This window comes from Asticcacaulis sp. W401b (genome assembly GCF_046503825.1).
In the GTDB taxonomy this organism is placed as follows: Bacteria; Pseudomonadota; Alphaproteobacteria; order Caulobacterales; family Caulobacteraceae; genus Asticcacaulis.
Window position 1 is genome coordinate 125,474 of the sequence record NZ_JBKFEE010000008.1, and the last position, 18,129, is coordinate 143,602.

Sequence of the window (18,129 nt, forward strand, 5' to 3'; positions counted from 1 at the left end):
AGGAAACCGCCATGCAGGCACCTTCGGGCTCCAACGCCCCAGCGGGCGCGACGCGCTACCGCTGGCTGGTCGTGACATTGCTGTTCACGGCCATGGTCATCAACTATGTGGACCGTCAGACGGTCAGCCTCCTCAAGCCGACCTTGCAAGCGGAATTCGGCTGGAGCGAACTGGACTATGCCGATCTGGTCTTCTGGTTCCAGTTCGCCTACGCCCTCTCCTACCTCGCCTTCGGTAAGATCGTGGACCGTTTCGGGGCGCGCATCGGCTTCTCTCTGGCCTTTGTCATCTGGCAGGCGGCGCATATCGGCCACGCGGCCATGTCATCGCTGAAAGACGCCATCATCGCCCGCGTCTTCCTCGGCATCGGCGAAGGCGGGGCCTTCCCCGGTGGCGTCAAGGCCGTGTCGGAATGGTTCCCCAAGTCTGAACGCGCCTTTGCGGTCGGCCTGTTTAACGCCGGAACCAATATCGGCGCCATTGTCACGCCGCTGGTCATTCCGGCGATTACCCTGACCTTCGGCTGGCAGGCGGCCTTTATCTTTACGGGTGCTATTGGCCTTCTGTGGCTGCCCGTCTGGTGGCTGGTCTATCGCCGCCCGCGCGAACATAAAAAGGTCAATGCGCTGGAGCTGAGCCATATCGAACAGGACCCGGTGGTCGTAGTCGAAAAGGTGTCGTGGCTTAAGGTCATCCGCGCCAGGGAAACCTGGGGCTATGCGCTGGGCAAGTTCCTGATCGACCCCATTTGGTGGATGTTCCTCTTCTGGCTGCCCGATTTCCTGCACAAGCGCTATGGTCTTGATCTCAAGACCTTTGGCCCGCCGCTCGTTGCCATCTACCTGCTGTCCGACATCGGTTCGGTGGGCGGCGGCTGGCTGTCGTCGCAGTTCATCAAGCGCGGCTGGAGCGTCAATGCGGCGCGCAAGGTCACCATGCTGATCTGCGCCGCTCTCGCCCTGCCGGTGGGCGTCGCGGCCATGGCCGACAATCTGTGGGTCGCCGTGGCCATCATCGGTGTGGCGACCGCCGCGCATCAGGGCTTTTCGGCCAATCTCTACACCCTGCCGTCGGACGTCTTCCCCAATGGCGCAGTGGGCTCGGTCGTGGGTATCGGCGGTATGTTCGGGGCCTTTGGCGGCATGGCCATGGCCAAATATGCGGGCTTCGTGCTCGACAAGATCGGCTCCTACACGCCCATCTTCGTCTATGCGGCGACGGGCTATTTTTTGGCGCTTCTGGCCGTGCATCTTTTGATGCCGAAGCTCGAATCGGCCAAAATCGGATAAGGAAAAACCCCGGCGAGAGCCGGGGTTTTTTAATCCGGGAAGGCTTCTTTCAACGTCTTCGCCGTGCCGAAGCGGATCGTGGTCACCGAATGGAAGGTCTCGCCCGGCCGCAGCACGGTCGAAGGAAATTCCGGGCGGTTGGGGCTGTCGGGAAAATGCTGGGTTTCCAGCGCAAAGCCGTCGCGCGGCCAGATGCGATTGCCCACCCGCCCTTTCAGCGTGCCGTTAAAGCCGTTGCCCGTGAAAAGTTGCACGCCCGGCTCGGTGGTCTTCAGTTCCAGAGTCCGACCGCTTTTGGGGTCCCAGGCCCGCGCCGCCACGCTCAGGGCGCCGGGTCTGGGTTTGGTCAGCACAAAATTATGGTCAAAACCGCCGCCGATCTTCAATTGCGGGTCGGCTCTGACGATCTGCGCACCTATCTGAACCGGCGTGCGGAAATCAAATGGCGTGCCGGCCACCGGGCGCAAGGCCCCCGTCGGCAGCTTCTTGTCCGACAGGGCGGTGATAGCGTCAGCCTTCAGTTGCAGATACTGGCCGTCGGTCGAACCCGACGCCGCCCCGCCCAGATTGAAATAGGCGTGGTTCGTCAGGTTGATCACGGTCGGCTTGTCCGTCGTGGCGCGATAGTCCAGCGTCAACGTATCGTCGTCGGACAGGCTATAGGTCACCGAGACGTGAAACGTCCCCGGAAAGCCATTCTCGCCATCGGGGCTGACGTAGCGCAACGTCAGCGAACGGCAGCCCGGCGTCGTACAGGGCTCCGCGATCCACACCCGCCCGGAAAAACCCGGCCTGCCGCCGTGTGCAACGATCCCGCCCTTGGGGTCGAGCACCACGCGCTGCCCATCCAGTGTAAAACCACCCCCGGAGATACGATTGGCGAAACGCCCGACCACAGCGCTGAAATTGGCGCGCGCCTCATGCGCCTTCAGGTCGGCCAGATCGAGCACCACATTCTCCAAACGCCCGTAGCGATCGCGCACCCGCACCGCATCGAGAATGGCCCCATAGGTCAGGACCGACACTTCGGAACCCCGCTGGTTACGCAGGGTGTAGCGTTCCACCGCTTCACCGCCCGCCGTCACGCCGAACGGGGCATGGCTGACCTGTGGCCGGGACAGGCCAGACAGCATCAGAGACGAAGCCACAAGCGGCAGAAGGATCAGGGCGCGCATGGAGGAAGCCTAACCCGACCGCGGATGCCTTTCCACAGGCCTCACGAAAAAGAGACTGGATTTTTTAAATTGTTGCAATAGATACTATATCAATCGAAACAAACGGGAGGCCGCCATGTCCATCACTCCGCACAACCCTCTGGGTCTCAACGGCTTTGAGTTTGTCGAGTTCACCAGCCCCGACCCCGCCGCCATGCGCGCTCATTTCGAGCGTCTGGGTTTTGTCCCCGCTTCACGCCATCCGTCCAAGGCCGTCACCCGCTATAAGCAGGGCCGCATCAACCTGTTGCTCAACGAAGAGGCGACGGGTCAGGCGGCCGGGTTCCGTGCCGCGCATGGTCCCTCAGCCTCGGGCATGGCGTTCCGCGTTACCGATCCGCAAACCGCCTTTGAGGCCGCACTGGCGCGCGGGGCCAAGGCCGCCGATGCCGCCGCTGGCACGCTGGGCGACTACAGTTTCGTGCTGGAAGGCATTGGTGGCTCCTACCTCTACCTTACCCCCGACACGGATCAGCTCTATGCCGACTGGTTCGCCGTGCCGGGGGCGGACGCCGCCGAGCGCGAACACAGCGTCGGGCTCGACCTGCTCGACCACCTCACCCACAATGTGCATCGCGGTCAGATGCGCGTGTGGTCAGACTTCTATTCGCGCATTTTCGGCTTCGAGGAGCAGAAGTATTTCGACATCAAAGGGCAGGCTACCGGCCTCTTTTCTCAGGCCATGATCGCCCCGGACAAGGCCATCCGCATCCCGCTCAACGAGTCGCAGGACGACAAGAGCCAGATCGAGGAATATCTCAGAGAATACAAGGGTGAAGGCATTCAGCATCTGGCGCTGACCACCGACGACATCTATGCCACGGTGGAAAAGCTGCGGGCGCGCGGCGTGCGGCTTCAGGACACGATAGAGACCTATTACGAACTGGTGGACAAGCGCGTGCCCGGCCACGGCGAAGACCTTGAACGGCTGCGCCGCAACCGCATCCTGATCGACGGCAATGTCGGCGAAGAAGGTATCCTGCTGCAAATCTTCACCGAAAACCTGTTCGGACCGATCTTCTTTGAGATCATCCAGCGCAAGGGCAATGAGGGCTTCGGCAACGGCAATTTCCAGGCCCTGTTCGAGTCGATTGAACTCGATCAGATCCGCCGTGGTGTCATCTCGGTCGATGCGTGATGTGCCCTTACCTCAGCGGATTCGGCAATCATTTCGCCACCGAGGCCGTGCCTGGTGCCCTGCCCGTGGGTCAAAACGCGCCGCAGGCCGTGCCGTTCGGCCTCTATGCCGAGCAGTTTTCCGGCACAGCCTTTACCGCCCCGCGCAGTGAAAACCGCCGGACGTGGTTTTATCGTCTGCGGCCATCGGCGCAGCACGCGGCCTTTGCGCCGTTGGACGCCCCCGGCTGGCGCACGGACGGGCCGCCCCCCTCGCCCAACCGCCTGCGCTGGTCGCCGCTGACGACGCCACAGGGCGCGGTCGATTTTATCGACGGGATGACGGCCTATGCCGCCAATGGCGATGTGGCGACCCAGACCGGCGTGACGGTTTATCTTTATACCGCTACGGCCAGCATGACCCGGCGCGCCTTTTTCAATGCCGATGGCGAATGGCTGATCGTGCCGCAGGAAGGCGTCTTAAAAATCCTCACCGAGTGTGGGGTGATTGAGGCGGCACCGCTCAGCGTCGTCGTGATCCCGCGCGGGCTGAAATTCCGCGTCGAACTGCCGGAAGGGACGGCGCGCGGCTATGTCTGCGAAAACCACGGCGCGACCTTCCGCCTGCCCGATCTGGGGCCCATCGGGGCCAACGGGCTGGCCAATCCGCGCGATTTCGAAGCGCCGGTCGCCGCCTTTGAAGACGAAGACGCGCCGCATCAACTGATCCAGAAGTTTCAGGGACAGTTGTGGACCACGACGCTCGACCATTCGCCGTTTGATGTGGTGGCGTGGCACGGCAATCTGTGTCCTTACCGCTATGACCTGCGGCGCTTCAACACGATCAATTCGGTCAGTTTCGACCACCCCGACCCGTCGATTTTCACCGTCCTGACCGCGCCTTCCGACACGCCCGGCACGGCCAATTGCGACTTTGTGATCTTCCCGCCGCGCTGGATGGTGGCCGAACACACCTTCCGCCCGCCGTGGTTCCACCGCAATATCATGAGCGAATTCATGGGCCTGATCGAAGGCGTCTATGACGCCAAGGCCGAAGGCTTCGCCCCCGGCGGCGCGTCCTTGCACAATTGCATGAACGCGCATGGCCCGGATCGCGCCAGCTATGACGCGGGGGTATCGGCGGACCTGAAACCGCATCGGTACGAAGGCACCATGGCCTTCATGTTTGAAACGCGCTTTGTGCTGCGCCCCACGGCTCAGGCCCTCGCCCTGCCGGGTCTGCAAGGCGATTATGACGCCGGCTGGGGCGGCTTTGAAAAGGCCCGACTGCCATGATCGACTTTACCCACGACCCTGACCGCACAAGCTGGCTGCCCGACGCCCATGGCCACGCCGAGTTTCCGATCCAGAACCTGCCACTGGGCGTGTTTGCGCCGGACGGGTCCGACGACCGCCGTCTGGGGACCGCCATTGGTGATCATATTCTCGACCTGCGCGGCCTCTTTGAAGCGGGACTGATCGAGGGTGACGCGGCGGCGTTTGGCGCACGCACGCTCAATGCCCTGTTTGCCCGCCCCGCCTCTGAGCGCCGCGCCCTGCGTCAGCGCCTTTCGACCCTGCTCAGCGATCCGGCGCATCAGGCAGCGGTATCACCGCACCTCTATGCGGCGCAGACCTGCACCCTGTATCTCCAGGCTGACATCGGTGACTATACGGACTTCTATGTCGGCATCCACCACGCCAGAGCGGTGGGCAAGCTGTTCCGGCCCGACAATCCCCTGCTGCCCAATTTCAAGCACGTCCCCATCGGCTATCACGGCCGCGCCTCTTCGGTGCGCGTGTCCGGTGAGCCGGTGACGCGCCCGTACGGTCAGATCAAGGCCCCGGACGCCGACGCCCCGCGCTTTGCCCCCACGCAGCGCCTCGATTACGAGTTGGAGCTGGGCGTCTTTATCGGCGGCGAAAACCCGCTGGGTCAGCCGGTACCAATAGCCGAGGCATCTGAGCGGATCGCCGGGTTTTGCGTGCTCAACGACTGGTCGGCGCGCGACGTGCAGGCGTGGGAGTATCAGCCTCTGGGGCCGTTTCTGGCCAAGAATTTCCACACTACGATTTCGCCCTGGGTGATTACGGCCGAGGCGCTGGCCCCCTTCCGCACCGCGCCCTTGCCTCGCGCCAGCGATGATCCGGCGCCCCTGCCCTATCTGATCGACGCCGCGGACCAGGCAAAGGGCGGCTATCGCATTCGTCTGGGGGCCCGTTTGCGCACGCCGGGCCTGAGCGCAGCGGTCGAACTGGCGCAATCGCGCGCCGAAGAGGCCATGTACTGGACCGTGGCGCAGATCATCGCCCACCACGCCAGCGGCGGCTGCAATCTGCGCCCCGGCGACCTGCTGGGGACCGGTACCCTGTCCGGCCCGCAACCGCAAGAAGCGGGTAGCCTGCTGGAACTGACCGAAGGGGGCAAGTCGCCACTCACCCTGCCGTCAGGCGAAACGCGCCGCTTCCTCGAAGACGGTGACGAGCTGAGCCTGTTTGCCCGCGCCGAGGCCGAGGGGTTTGTCTCCATCGGCTTTGGCCCCTGCACGGCGCGCATCCTCCCAGCGGTCGCGCCATGACCGCCACCCTGCCCCGCCTGACGCAGGTGCGCCCCGGCATCGCGCTGGGGCCGCTGGCGCGCATAACCGACGGCACCGCGCGCAACTATGTGCTTCAGGTGGGCGAGGCGCGCTTTCACGGCTTTGTCGTGCGGCGGGGCCAGATGGTACACGGCTATGTCGATGCCTGCCCACACGCCGGTCTGCCGCTGTGCCAGACGCTGGACGATTATCTGACGCCCGATGGCGGCCTGATCCGCTGTCAGTGGCATGGCGCGCTGTTCGACATCGCGAACGGTATGTGCGTCGGCGGCCCCTGTCCCGGCGCGTCCCTCACCCCCTGGCCGGTCGCCGTGCGCGACGAGCAGATTTTTACCGCCTGAAATTGTGCCTGAAATTGTGACTGCCTGAACTGGACTTCGATGTGACCGCGACCCTCACCGCCTCCCCCCTCTTCGCCGCCCTGAAGGATCAGCCGTCCGACAGCCTGCTGGAACTGATCCAGTTGCACCGGGCCGACCCGCGCGCCGACAAGATCGACCTCGGCGTCGGCGTCTATAAGGACGAACAGGGCCATACCCCGGTCATGGCCGCCGTCAAACAGGCCGAAACTGCCCTGCTGCACAGCCAGACCTCCAAGAGCTATCTGGGGACGGCCGGCGATATGGGCTTTGTCGAAGCGCTGATTCCGGTGGTGTTCGGCGCGGCACGGCGCGGTGATACGGCGCTGAGCGGCGTGCAGACGCCCGGCGGCACCGGGGCGCTGCGGCTGGCGGCGGAACTGCTTAACCGCGCCCGGCCCGGCGCGACGGTGTGGGTGGGGACGCCGACCTGGATCAACCACTTCCCGCTGCTGGAAGACGCCGGGCTGATGATCCGCGAATACCGCTCTTTCGACCGCGACACGCAGTCGGTGATCTTCGGTGGTTTACGCAAGGCGCTGGAAAGCGCTGCCCCCGGCGATATCGTCCTGCTGCACGCCTGCTGTCACAACCCGACCGGAGCCGATCTCAGCCCTGAGCAGTGGCGTGAGGTGGCCAGCCTGTGCGCCGAACGCGGCCTGCTGCCGCTGATCGACCTCGCCTATCAGGGATTGGGGCAGGGCCTTGAAGCCGATGCCGCGCCGATGCGTGATCTGCTGAAACAGGTGCCTGAAGCCCTGATCGCCTATTCGTGCAACAAGAATTTCGCCCTTTACCGGGATCGCGTCGGCGCCCTCTTCTATCAGTGCCGCGATGAGGCCCGGCGTGAGCGGCTGCGCGGCAATCTGATCAACCTCGCGCGCACCCTGTGGTCCATGCCGCCTGATCATGGCGCGGCTGTGGTGCGGCTGATCCTCAGCGACGCGGCGCTTACGAAAATGTGGTCCGATGAATTCGACGCCATGCGTCTGCGCATTCACAGCCTGCGCGCGGCGCTGGCGGCGGCGCATCCGGGTCTGGGCTTTCTGACGCGGCAGAACGGCCTGTTTTCGACCTTGGCGCTCAGCCCGGAAGAGGTACTGAGCCTGCGCACCCAGCACGGCATCTACATGGCGGCGTCAGGACGGGTCAATCTGGCCGGGCTGGCCACCGCGCAGGTGCCGGTTCTGGCGGCGGCCCTCAGACCTTACATTTAAGGCTGTTCGCCCAGATCGAAGATGCGGGTCATGGGCACCCACTTTTCACCCGGCTGCGCCTTGGGCAAAGGTTTCTGGAATTCCCACATCAGGCGCTCCCACGCCTGCACGTCTTCCGAAGCGGCATCGGCGGCGGCTTTGGCGTCCGGCGCGAAGGTGTCGCCGACCTCCATGATCATGAACATACGGTCGTGCGCCTGCCAGATTTCCATGGACTGGATATCGGCCTCGCGGATGCTGCGGATGATGGGGCCCGGCACCTGACCGGGGGCGTGCCAGGCCTTGTAACGCGCGATCAGGTCGGCATCGTCGTGCAGGTCGAGGGCAAAGCAGAAACGGCGGGGCATGGGGTATTCCTCTGAGTTTTGGTGTGTTTAGCGTGTTGTGGTGGATTCGTCACTGGCGGCAGGCCCCCGGCCCGCCTAAAGTCTCCTTTTTAGCCGTGAACGAATCTGATGTCCTGGTACGCCCGCCGCGAAAACTGGTCCGCCAAAGCCGATGACGCCCGTGATGCCGGGGATATCGACTATGCCCGCATCATCCATTCCGCCTCCTTCCGTCGCCTTCAGGGCAAGACGCAGATCCTCAATCTGGGGGACAGCGACTTTTACCGCACGCGCCTGACCCATTCGCTGGAGGTGGCGCAGATTTGCGGCAGCCTCAACAAGCAGCTCAAGACCCACCATTCTGAGCATCCTGCGGCCGCCCACCTGCCTGACCGGGCGCTGATTCAGGCGATCGGCTGTACCCACGACCTCGGTCATCCACCCTTCGGCCACGGCGGCGAAGTGGCGTTGCACTATTGTATGCGCGAGCACGGCGGCTTTGAGGGTAATGGCCAGACCCTGCGCATCCTCTCGCGGCTTGAGACCTTCTCCAAAAGCGCCGGGGCCAATCTGACGCGACGGACGCTGCTGGGCGTGCTGAAATACCCGGTCGCCCTGTCAAAAGCCGCCCACCCGGCGCGCAAGCCGGCCCTAATGCCGGGGCCGACCACGATCGACATTATCGACTGCCGCGCCTCAAAGCCGCCCAAGGGCTATCTCGACAGCGAGGCGGATGTGGTGGGCTGGGTGCTGGAGTTGCTGTCCGACGACGACCGGGCGCGGTTTCAGGCGCTGGACATCAAACCCGACAGCCATCACGCCACGCGGCACAAATCGCTCGATTGCAGCCTGATGGACGTGGCCGACGACATTGCCTATGGCGTACACGACCTCGAAGACGCCATTGCGCTCACTCTGGTCAGCGAAAGCGCCTTTCGTCGCGCTGTGCCCGAAAGTGCCTGCACCTCGTTTCTCGATGCGCTCAAAGCCCGCTATCCGCACGAAAGCGGCAACAATGTCTATGAGGGCATGGTCAGCGCCCTGTTCGGCGGTTCGGGGTCGCGCAAGCACTATGTCAACCGGCTGGTCGGGCACTTCATCACCCACGCGCGTTTTGCCGAAGACGACGCCTTTGCCGAACCGCTGCTGCGCTATCGCGTCGAACTGCCCGACGGGCCGGCGCGGTTTCTCAAGGCGCTTAAGGGGTTTGTGTTTGACGAGGTGATCCGTTCACCCAGCGTACAGCATCTGGAGTTCAAGGGGCAGGCCATGGTGGTGGCGGTGTTTGAGGCCCTGCAATCGGACCCCAAACGCCTGTTGCCGCGCGATCAGTACGCCCGCTACGCCGCCGCCTCGGACGATCTGCGCGTCATCTGCGATTACGTGTCGGGCATGACCGATAACTATCTGCTGCGCACCTATGAGCGTTTGTTCGCGCCGCGCATGGGCTCAGTGTTCGATAAGTTGTAAGCCACCCCAATCAGGGCTTGAGGTCGTAAGGCGTGGTGATGGCCAGGGTGCCCCTGACGCCCGCAGGTGCCGCCAGCCCTTTGCGCGTCACGGGTTGCCCGCCGCCCAGCCACAGCTCGACCTTACCCGGCTTGACCGAGCGCGAGCCATCGGCATTGACGGTGCTGAGCGCCTGCGGGTCGAGGGTGAAGCTGACCGTTTTCGTCTCACCTGCCTTTAGGTGGATGCGCTCAAAGCGCGCCAGCGCCCGGATGGGGGCCAGCTTCTGGCCCGGATAGCTGACATAGAGCTGCACCACCTCGTCGCTGTCGCGCGACCCGCTATTGGTGACCTCGGCCGAGACGGTGACCTGACCGTCACCGGCCACCTGACGCGCCGACAGGGTCAGGGGGGCGTAGCGGAAGGTGGTGTAGGACAGGCCGTAGCCGAACGGATAGAGGGCCTCCCCCTTGAAATAGCGATAGGTGCGCCCCTTCATGCTGTAGTCGTTGAAGGCCGGAAGCTGTTCGGCGGAACGATAAAAGGTGACGGGCAGCCGACCAGCGGGGCTATAGTCCCCGGCGATCAGGCGCGCCACGGCGGCCCCGCCCTGCCCGCCCGGATACCAGGCTTCGACAATGGCAGGGACGTTTTGATCGGCCCAGTTGATGCTGAGCGCGCTGCCGTTGATCAGGACCAGAACCACCGGCTTGCCCGCAGCGCTGACCTGCTCCAGCACCTTTTGCTGGACCGGTGCCAGGTTGAGGCTGGTGCGGTCGCCGCCCGAAAAGCCTTCGGTTTCGACGCGCATCTCTTCGCCTTCGACGCGCTGCGACAGGCCCGCCACAAAGACCACCAGATCGGCCTGTTTGGCTGCCGCCACAGCGTCCTGCGCGCCCTTATCTGACGGCAGGCTCCACACCAGCGTCTCCTCGCCCTTCGGCTGGCGCTGGAAGGATTCGACGCGGATGCGGTTGCGCGACCCGGCCTCAAGGCGCACGCTTCCGGTGGCGATGGAGGGGCGCCAGTCCACACGCCAGGCATCGACGATCATCCTGTCATTGACCCAGATGCGATAGCCGCCGTGCGCGTCATACCGGAAGCGGTATTCGCCTGTTTCCGGTGCCGTCAGATAGCCGTCATAGCGCACGGCCCCGCTGCGGTTTTCACCGGCCCACACCTGACGCATCCCGCCTTCGCTGCCCGTCGTCTGCGGCGCGCCGCTCAGGTCGGGATTGGCAAAGTGGCTGACCGTCACACCGGTTTGGGTGCAGGCCGCGTCCCGGCAGAAGGCGCTGTCGGGCACCGCCGTCATCACCGGGTCGATCAGGCCCGACCCCTGCGCATAGGTAACCGTCGCCTTGGGGAAGCGGGCGCGGATACCGGACAGCACCGTGACCGGGTGCGAGGGATCGCCATTATAGTTGCCCACCAGCGAATCGAGCGTGTCGGCATTGGGCCCGATGACGGCGATATGGCGCGGCTCACCCTTCAGCGGCAGCAGGTTGTTCTCGTTCTTGAGCAGGACCATGGCCGACTCGGCGACCTTTTGCGAGAAATCGCGATTGGCGGGTGTGTCGTAATCCTCCGCCGTGATCTTCGGGAAGACCTTTGCGGGCGGATCGAACTGCCCCAGTTTGAAGCGCGCGGTAAACAGGCGGATCAGCGCCGTATCGAGCGTCTTTTCCGGCAACAGGCCCTGCCGCACGGCGCGCGTCAGGTGGTCGGCCTCATTGGCATTACCGCAGATGAGGTCCGTGCCCATCAGATAGGCCGCCGTGACCCCTTCTTCGGGGGTCGGGCGATAGGCGTGCGAGGTCTTGTAATAGATGTCGCCCACGGCATCACAGTCAGAGACGACAAAACCTTTGAAGCCCCAGTCCTTGCGCAGATATTTGACCAGCAGGTCTTCGTTGGCGCAGGCGGGCTGACCATTGATGGCATTATAGGCGCACATGATCGACCCGGCCTGACCTTCGGTGATGGTGGCCTTAAAGGCGGGCAGGTAGGTATCGAAAAGGTCATAGGGCGACGGATTAAAATTGTCGCGGTGGCGGCCAGCTTCCGGTCCCGAATGGACGGCATAGTGTTTGGGCGTAGCCACGGTGCGGTAATAGACCGGATCATCGCCCTGAAGCCCCTTGACGAAGGCGACGCCCATACGCGCGGTCAGATAGGGGTCTTCGCCATAGGTTTCCTGCCCCCGGCCCCAGCGCGGGTCGCGGAAGATGTTGATATTGGGCGACCACACGGTCAGGCCGCCGAACCAGTCCGAACCGCCGAACCGATGGCGTTCCTTAAGGTATTTGGCGCGAAACTCGACGCTGATCGTGTCGGCGACGCGATGGATCAGTGGCTCATCCCAGGTGGCGGCCAGACCCACAGCCTGCGGGAAGACGGTGGCGTAACCGGCAGCCGCCACCCCATGCAGGCCTTCGTTCCACCAGTTGTATTCACGCACATTGAGGCGCGGAATGGCCGGGGCGTCGTTGATCAGCTGCGCCGTCTTTTCTTCCAGCGTCATGCGCGACACAAGGTCGGCGGCCCGCGCCTCAGCCGGCTTGGACGTATCCTGATAGCCGGGCGCATCGAGCGGGTTTTGCGCGAGGGCCGGTTGCAGGGCACCGAGGGACATCAGGGCCGCCAGCACGGCGGCGGTGAGGTAGCGGTTGGGGTGGCGGCACGCCGTCATGGTCGTCTCCTTACGCCGATCGTCTTCGAGGTGGGCCGGAAGGGTCAGGGGTGCAGGGTCAGCACGGTGACCGAGGCGGGTGACAGGCGGACCATCACCTTGCCATCCGCCATCTTCGCCGTGACCGCTTTGGGTGCGATCGTCGCCGGGGCCGCGAAGGTGTTGTAGGCATCGAACGTCGCCGCCGACAGGGTCTCACCGGTCGCGGTCTTCACCTTAAAGTTCAGGCTGGCCACGTCGATATCCACCGGCGTTTTGGGGTCGAGATTGGTCAGGGAGAGGTAGATCTTGCCGTCCGTCCCGCGCGCCGCCAGCGCATCGACGCGCGGCAGGCGGATGTCACCAAAGCTGTAGGTCCCGGCGTTCAGCGTCACCGGAATAAAGGTGGCGTCCTGAAACGGCACGTACATGCGGAAGACGTGATAGGTGGGTGTCAGCAGCATCTTGTCCTTGTCCGTCAGGATCATGGCCTGAAGCACATTGACCATCTGGGCGATATTGGCCATGCGCACGCGGTCGGCGTGGCGGGCAAAGATGTTGAGGTTGAGCGCCGACAGCACCGCGTCGCGCTGCGTGTTCTGCTGCTTCAGGAAGCCGGGATCGGTGCCGGGCGTCGCCACGTACCACGCCCCCCATTCATCGACGACCAGCGACACCTTCTTTTCCGGGTCGTACTTGTCCATGATGGCGGAATGGGTCTTGATGAGTTCATCCATCTTCAGCGTGTCCTGAAGGATGACCGCATATTCCTTTTCGCCGAAGCCGGTAGATTTCTGCGTCAACGGGAAACCGCCGCCGGTCGTGTAGTAGTGCAGCGACAGGCCTTCGATATCCCAGGCCCAGCTGCGGCCTTTATAGGATTTCATCACCGCTTCGGTATAGGCGGTATCGCCGCCATTGGGACCGACGGCGATACGCTGCATCGGCTGAGCTTTGTTATAATTGCGCACAAAGCGCGCATACATCTTCATCTGGCTGACGTAGAAGTCCGGCGTCATGGCCCCGCCGCAGTCCCAGCTTTCGTTGCCCAGCCCGACAAACGGCACCTTATAGGGTTCCGGGTGGCCATTTTTGGCGCGTTCGGCCCCGATGCCGTTTTCGGCGCTTGACGTCATATATTCCAGCCACTCGGCCGCTTCGCCCACCGTGCCGGAGCCGACATTGACCGAGATATAGGCTTCGGCCCCCACCTGCGAGGCGAAGTCCATAAACTCATCGGTGCCGAAGGTGTTGGGCTCGATCACGCCGCCCCAGTTGGCGTTCATCATGGCCTTGCGCTCCGGACCGATGCCACGCCGCCAGTGGTATTCGTCGGCAAAACAGCCACCGGGCCAGCGCACGACCGGCACCTTGATGGCTTTCAGTGCCGCGACCACATCGTTACGGATACCGCGCGTATTGGGGATGGCTGAGTCTTTCCCGACCCACACGCCTTCATAAATGCCGCTGCCGAGGTGTTCGGCAAACTGACCAAAGATGCGGCGGTCGATCTTGGCGCCCGGCTTGGTGGCGTCCACCGTCACAGAGACGCGCTCCTGCGCCGCGGCCGGCAGAGTCAGGGCAAGAAGGGACAATACGCCTGTGAGGACGAGCGGTTTCATTATATCTCCCTGTATCTATTGAGGTAAGGCGGAGTGTGCCGCCCCTGATCCCTTGGCTTTTACGCAGCCATTATGATACCGCTAACACGAAACAACGCAAAGGCCAAGTCATATGTCCGACTTATTGCATCGCCTGCCTGTCTTTGCCGCTGCACTTGTCCATTTCCAGCAAAGCCAAGTCTGAACGATTGACGCAATTTGTCTGATATATTAGCCTGTGCGCAACGGGCGGCGAAACGGCAACAGCGGTTTTCGTACAAAAAGCCTGCAAAGATCAGGGACTGACGCACATACGAAGGCTCGAGCCAACCTCGCGACCTTGCGGCTTTTCCTGCGTCTCCCGTTAGCGAGTTCCGGCGACCCTGCCATTTCATTCTGACGACTGCCGCCGCCGGATCGGTGAGCCGGTCACCCTGACTTTGCGTTCGAAAGGTTTTCCATGACGCCTGCATTTCATCGCCTGACCAGACACGCCGCCCCCATGGCGCTGGCTCTGAGCCTCGCCCTGACCGCCGCCGCGCACGCCGAAACCGTGGCCGACCCTTTGGCCGCAACGGGTAAGTGGAGCGCCTATAGCGAAGGCCGCGCCGCAACCCCGCCGATGGGCTGGAGTTCGTGGAACGCCTTTGGCACCGACCTGACCGAGGCGCGGGTGCTCGATTCCGCCCGCATCATCGTCGAAAGCGGGCTGGCGGCCAAGGGCTACCGCTACATCAATATCGACGACGGCTGGTGGCTCAAGCGGCGTCAGTCGGACGATCGTATGCAGATACGCACCAAACTCTTCCCATCGGCGGCTGTTGGTGGCCCTGAGGAGACGAGCTTTCGCCCCTTCACCGACCGTATCCATCAGATGGGGCTAAAGGCCGGCATCTATTCCGATCTGGGGCGCAATGCCTGCTCGCAGGCCTTTGGTGGTCCCAACACCCCCAACCTGCCCGAGGGCACGGTAAAGGAGCGCGAAGTCGGGCTTTACGGCCACATCGAACAGGACATACCCCTCTATTTCAAAGAATGGGGCTTCGACTTCATCAAGGTCGATGGCTGCGGCGTGCGCGCCTTTGGTGCCGACTCCGAGCGGGTCAAGGCTGGCACCTATCGCGAACTGCCGCCGCTGATTGATTTTCAATCGATCAGCCGCACCAATATTCCAGCCGTCAAAGCGCTGTATAAGCAAATCGGCAACAGCCTGAAGGCCAGCAATCCGGACGGCGATTATGTCTTTTCGCTGTGCGCCTGGGGCTCCGCCGATGTGCGCGCCTGGGGCAAGGATGTTGGCAACCTGTCGCGCACCAGCGACGACCTGACCCCCTCGTGGTCGCGGATGCTGAGCAATTTCGACTCGGCGGCCACCCGCGCCCTCTATGCTCATCCGGGAAGCTGGAACGACCCGGACATGCTGTTTATCGGGCATGGCGAATTCGACGCGCAGCACCTTGTGCAGGCCCGTTCGCACTTCGCCCTGTGGGCCATGATCAATGCGCCGCTGTTGATCGGCTACGACCTGAAACAGGCTACCCCGGAGCTGATGCAGATTTTTGGTAATGAGGCCCTCATCGCGCTCAATCAGGACGCCGGCGGCCATCAGGCCGTCCTCGCCTACGACAGCGACGATATACAGATCCTGATCAAGACCGTCGGCGCGGACCCGACGCGCAAGGCTGTGGCCCTGTTCAACCGCACGGCGGAGGGCAAGGACGTCATCCTGACCGCCGAGCATCTGAAATATCTGGCCAATCAGCCGGTCGCCCTGCGCGATCTGTGGACGCAGGCCGATCAGACCCCGTTCACGGGCGAGGCCAAGTTCCACCTCGAACCGCATCAAACCCTGATCTTTATGGCCAGCGGCACACCCGTGCTGAGCAACGGCCAATACCTTTCCGACCTGCCGGGCCGCGTTAATCCGGCCGTCGATGGCGTCGTGGTGCCTCAGGCCGATCCCTTCATCTATCGCATGAAGAATCCGTGGAGCGGCACGCGCGGGCGCGGCGACATCCCCGCCTATACCGGCTGGGGCGGCGCGCAGGCCGATGCCTCTCCCTATGGCCGCCCGCTTCAGATCGCTGGCAAGCCCTTCCGCAGCGGTATCGGCATCTTGGCCAATTCACGGCTGGAGGTACGGGTGCAGCCAACCGAACGCCGCTTTGAAGCGAAGGTCGGGGTGGACGATTCCACGCTCAATACCACAGAGGCCGTGACCTTCGCCGTCTATGGTGATGGCAAGCTGCTCGCCAAGTCCCAACCCCTGCGCTTCGGGCAGGCCCCGCAGGCGCTTGCCGCCGATCTCAAAGGTGTGCGTCTGGTCGAACTGGTGGCCACCAGCACCGGCAAAAACGCCCATCCCGTGGCGGTTACCTGGGGCGACGCGGCCCTGCTGAAATAGGGCATCCATCTATCAAAAGCGCACAGGCCGGGAGCAATCGCCTCCGGCCTTTTTTTGTGATACCGCTATCAAATATTCTGTGTCATTCTCATCATGTGGAGGGAAGCGCGTCCTGTCTTCAACAAAAACAAAAAGATACCGGGAGTGAACATGAATATCTCTGCACAGCTCAGCAGGCGCAGCCTGCTGATGGGGGTGGCCGGTGCATCGGCACTGGCCAGTTGTGGCGGCGGAGGGGGCGGCGGCGTCTCTTCCCCCGTATCGTCCGGCTCCACCGCCTCCAGTTCCAGCACCGCCTCCGCCAGCGGCCCGACCCTGCCTGACCCGGCCACGGCGCCCGCGCTCAAGACGCACTTCAACGGCAAGTTTCTGGTCGGCATGACGGCGGAACCGAACGAGATCAACAATGCGATTTCGCAGCCCGTGCTCAAAGCGCACGCCAATTCGATGACCGCCGAAAACTGCATGAAGCCGCACGCTATCGGCACCAGCGCCGGGGTCTATAACTACACCCTCGCCGATCAGGTCATCGCCTTTGCCAGCGCCAACAATATCGCCGTGCGCGGCCACACCCTGCTGTGGCATCAGTCGGCCCCGGACTGGTTCTTTGCGGGCGACAGCACCAGCGCCACCTATAGGGCGACGGTGCAAGCGCGGCTTGAGCGCTATATTACCGACGTAGTGACCTATTTCAAAGGCAAGGTCTATGCCTGGGACGTGGTTAACGAACCGACCAGCGACTCGGCCGGTAGTCCCTATCGCAACAGCCGCTGGTATCAGGTGCTGGGGGCCGACTATATCGAAATCGCCTTGCGCGCCGCCCGCGCCGCCGATCCGACGGTCAAGCTGTTTATCAACGACTACAGCACAGAAAACGCGGACAAGCTGGCACGCCTGATGAGCCTTGTGGACACGCTGCTGACGCGCGGTGTGCCGCTCGATGGCATCGGCCATCAACTGCACATCACCACGACCTGGCCGCCTGTGGCCAATGTCCGCGCCGCGTTTCAGGCCGCTGAAACTCGCGGTCTGATCAACCACGTCACCGAACTGGATGTGTCCTTGTATGGCTCAGACCCCGGCAGTTGCTTCGGCACACCCGCCACGGGTTGCGCCCCGTCCCTGACCGAAGGCACGGCGGCCTATTGGGACAGCATCCGCGCGCAGGCGCTGCAATACCGGGCCATGTTCGATCTGTTTGCCAGCCAGCCGAGCGTGAAGTCCGTCACCACCTGGGGCGTGGCTGACAACCATACCTGGCTGAGCTCGTTCCCGGTGAACCGCCTGAACCACCCGCTGCTGTTCGACACAACGGGTAAACCGAAATCGGCCTTCTGGGCCGTGGTGAACCCGACCTTTGTTCCATAGCCCGCCGGAAGGTGGCTTTTTTGCGTGGTGTCATCCAAGCGTAAGACGCACAAAAGCCCGCCATTTTGTGGCGGGCTTTTCGTGAGTCTGGGTGCGGGAGCCAGATTTGAACTGACGACCTTCAGGTTATGAGCCTGACGAGCTACCGGGCTGCTCCATCCCGCGACACCTGGACTTTATCAGAGCGGAGATCAGCCCTGATTTTGGAGTTTTTGTCTGTTCATCTGTTGATGACCAGACGGGGCGGCTCCATCCCGCGACACGTGATAACCAGAGGGGTATCTGGTTAAGCAAAAGACCGGCCTGAGTTTTTGGACCGGTCTTTGTGTTGAGTGGTGTGCATGAAGGGTTTGGTTACTTGAACGTTATAGACCTGGCGGCGACCTACTCTCCCGCGCCTTAAGACGAAGTACCATTGGCCCAGGCAGGCTTAACGACCGAGTTCGGAATGGGATCGGGTGGGGACCGGCCGGCATAGCCACCAGGTCAATAGCGTTCAAGCTGAGAAGACATTG

General features: G+C 63.1%; 13 protein-coding genes, 1 tRNA gene and 1 rRNA gene. 9 read left to right on the top strand and 6 right to left on the bottom strand.

Annotated features, from left to right (window positions below):
- The first annotated feature begins 11 nt into the window (after positions 1–11).
- Positions 12–1,289 carry an MFS transporter gene (locus ACK8OE_RS15700; protein WP_410273315.1) on the top strand — a complete coding sequence of 426 codons (1,278 nt, stop codon included), beginning with the start codon at positions 12–14 and terminating at the stop codon, positions 1,287–1,289.
- Positions 1,290–1,318: 29 nt separating this feature from the next.
- Here the strand turns inward: ACK8OE_RS15700 and ACK8OE_RS15705 are convergent, their stop codons facing one another.
- Positions 1,319–2,464 carry an aldose epimerase family protein gene (locus ACK8OE_RS15705; RefSeq protein ID WP_410273316.1) on the bottom strand — a complete coding sequence of 382 codons (1,146 nt, stop codon included), beginning with the start codon at positions 2,462–2,464 and terminating at the stop codon, positions 1,319–1,321.
- A 115-nt stretch (positions 2,465–2,579) separates the two neighbouring features.
- On the opposite strand from ACK8OE_RS15705, the gene hppD reads away from it, so the two are divergent.
- The 5 genes from hppD to ACK8OE_RS15730 are packed head-to-tail and all read left to right on the top strand — an operon-like array spanning position 2,580 to position 7,795.
- Positions 2,580–3,641: a 4-hydroxyphenylpyruvate dioxygenase gene (gene hppD / locus ACK8OE_RS15710; protein WP_410273317.1), complete on the top strand. Its 1,062-nt coding sequence runs from the start codon at positions 2,580–2,582 to the stop codon at positions 3,639–3,641.
- A complete protein-coding gene (hmgA, locus tag ACK8OE_RS15715) occupies positions 3,641–4,915 on the top strand; it encodes a homogentisate 1,2-dioxygenase (protein WP_410273318.1) in 1,275 nt (424 codons plus the stop codon). Before hppD ends, hmgA begins: the two co-directional genes overlap by 1 nt.
- Positions 4,912–6,198, top strand: coding sequence for a fumarylacetoacetase (gene fahA / locus ACK8OE_RS15720; RefSeq protein WP_410273319.1), 1,287 nt, complete (start codon positions 4,912–4,914; stop codon positions 6,196–6,198). Before hmgA ends, fahA begins: the two co-directional genes overlap by 4 nt.
- Complete coding sequence (locus ACK8OE_RS15725; protein WP_410273320.1) at positions 6,195–6,560, top strand: Rieske (2Fe-2S) protein; 366 nt, start codon at positions 6,195–6,197, stop codon at positions 6,558–6,560. Before fahA ends, ACK8OE_RS15725 begins: the two co-directional genes overlap by 4 nt.
- 41 nt (positions 6,561–6,601) lie before the next feature.
- The gene (locus tag ACK8OE_RS15730; protein WP_410273321.1) at positions 6,602–7,795 is read left to right on the top strand and encodes an aromatic amino acid transaminase; all 1,194 of its coding nucleotides are present in this window, start codon (positions 6,602–6,604) and stop codon (positions 7,793–7,795) included.
- Here the strand turns inward: ACK8OE_RS15730 and ACK8OE_RS15735 are convergent.
- Positions 7,792–8,142, bottom strand: coding sequence for an L-rhamnose mutarotase (locus ACK8OE_RS15735; RefSeq protein ID WP_410273322.1), 351 nt, complete (start codon positions 8,140–8,142; stop codon positions 7,792–7,794). The two genes, ACK8OE_RS15730 and ACK8OE_RS15735, sit on opposite strands and share 4 nt — an antisense overlap.
- A gap of 108 nt (positions 8,143–8,250) precedes the next feature.
- Between ACK8OE_RS15735 and ACK8OE_RS15740 the strand changes: the two genes are divergently transcribed.
- On the top strand, positions 8,251–9,591 hold the full coding sequence (locus ACK8OE_RS15740; RefSeq protein ID WP_410273323.1) for an anti-phage deoxyguanosine triphosphatase: 1,341 nt from the start codon (positions 8,251–8,253) through the stop codon (positions 9,589–9,591).
- Positions 9,592–9,601: 10 nt separating this feature from the next.
- On the opposite strand, the gene ACK8OE_RS15745 is transcribed toward ACK8OE_RS15740, so the two are convergent.
- Both ACK8OE_RS15745 and ACK8OE_RS15750 read right to left on the bottom strand, forming a co-directional pair.
- A complete protein-coding gene (locus ACK8OE_RS15745) occupies positions 9,602–12,262 on the bottom strand; it encodes a glycoside hydrolase family 3 C-terminal domain-containing protein (RefSeq protein ID WP_410273324.1) in 2,661 nt (886 codons plus the stop codon).
- Between the two features lie 44 nt (positions 12,263–12,306).
- Positions 12,307–13,863: an alpha-N-arabinofuranosidase gene (locus ACK8OE_RS15750; protein WP_410273325.1), complete on the bottom strand. Its 1,557-nt coding sequence runs from the start codon at positions 13,861–13,863 to the stop codon at positions 12,307–12,309.
- 439 nt (positions 13,864–14,302) lie between these two features.
- On the opposite strand from ACK8OE_RS15750, the gene ACK8OE_RS15755 reads away from it, so the two are divergent.
- Together ACK8OE_RS15755 and ACK8OE_RS15760 are read left to right on the top strand one after the other, a co-directional pair.
- A complete protein-coding gene (locus ACK8OE_RS15755) occupies positions 14,303–16,246 on the top strand; it encodes an NPCBM/NEW2 domain-containing protein (protein ID WP_410273326.1) in 1,944 nt (647 codons plus the stop codon).
- Between the two features lie 150 nt (positions 16,247–16,396).
- Complete coding sequence (locus ACK8OE_RS15760; RefSeq protein WP_410273327.1) at positions 16,397–17,614, top strand: endo-1,4-beta-xylanase; 1,218 nt, start codon at positions 16,397–16,399, stop codon at positions 17,612–17,614.
- A gap of 88 nt (positions 17,615–17,702) precedes the next feature.
- Here the strand turns inward: ACK8OE_RS15760 and ACK8OE_RS15765 are convergent.
- Together ACK8OE_RS15765 and rrf are read right to left on the bottom strand one after the other, a co-directional pair.
- Positions 17,703–17,779: transfer RNA gene (locus ACK8OE_RS15765), tRNA-Met, on the bottom strand.
- A gap of 206 nt (positions 17,780–17,985) precedes the next feature.
- Positions 17,986–18,100: ribosomal RNA gene (gene rrf / locus ACK8OE_RS15770) — 5S ribosomal RNA — on the bottom strand.
- Positions 18,101–18,129 lie beyond the last annotated feature (29 nt).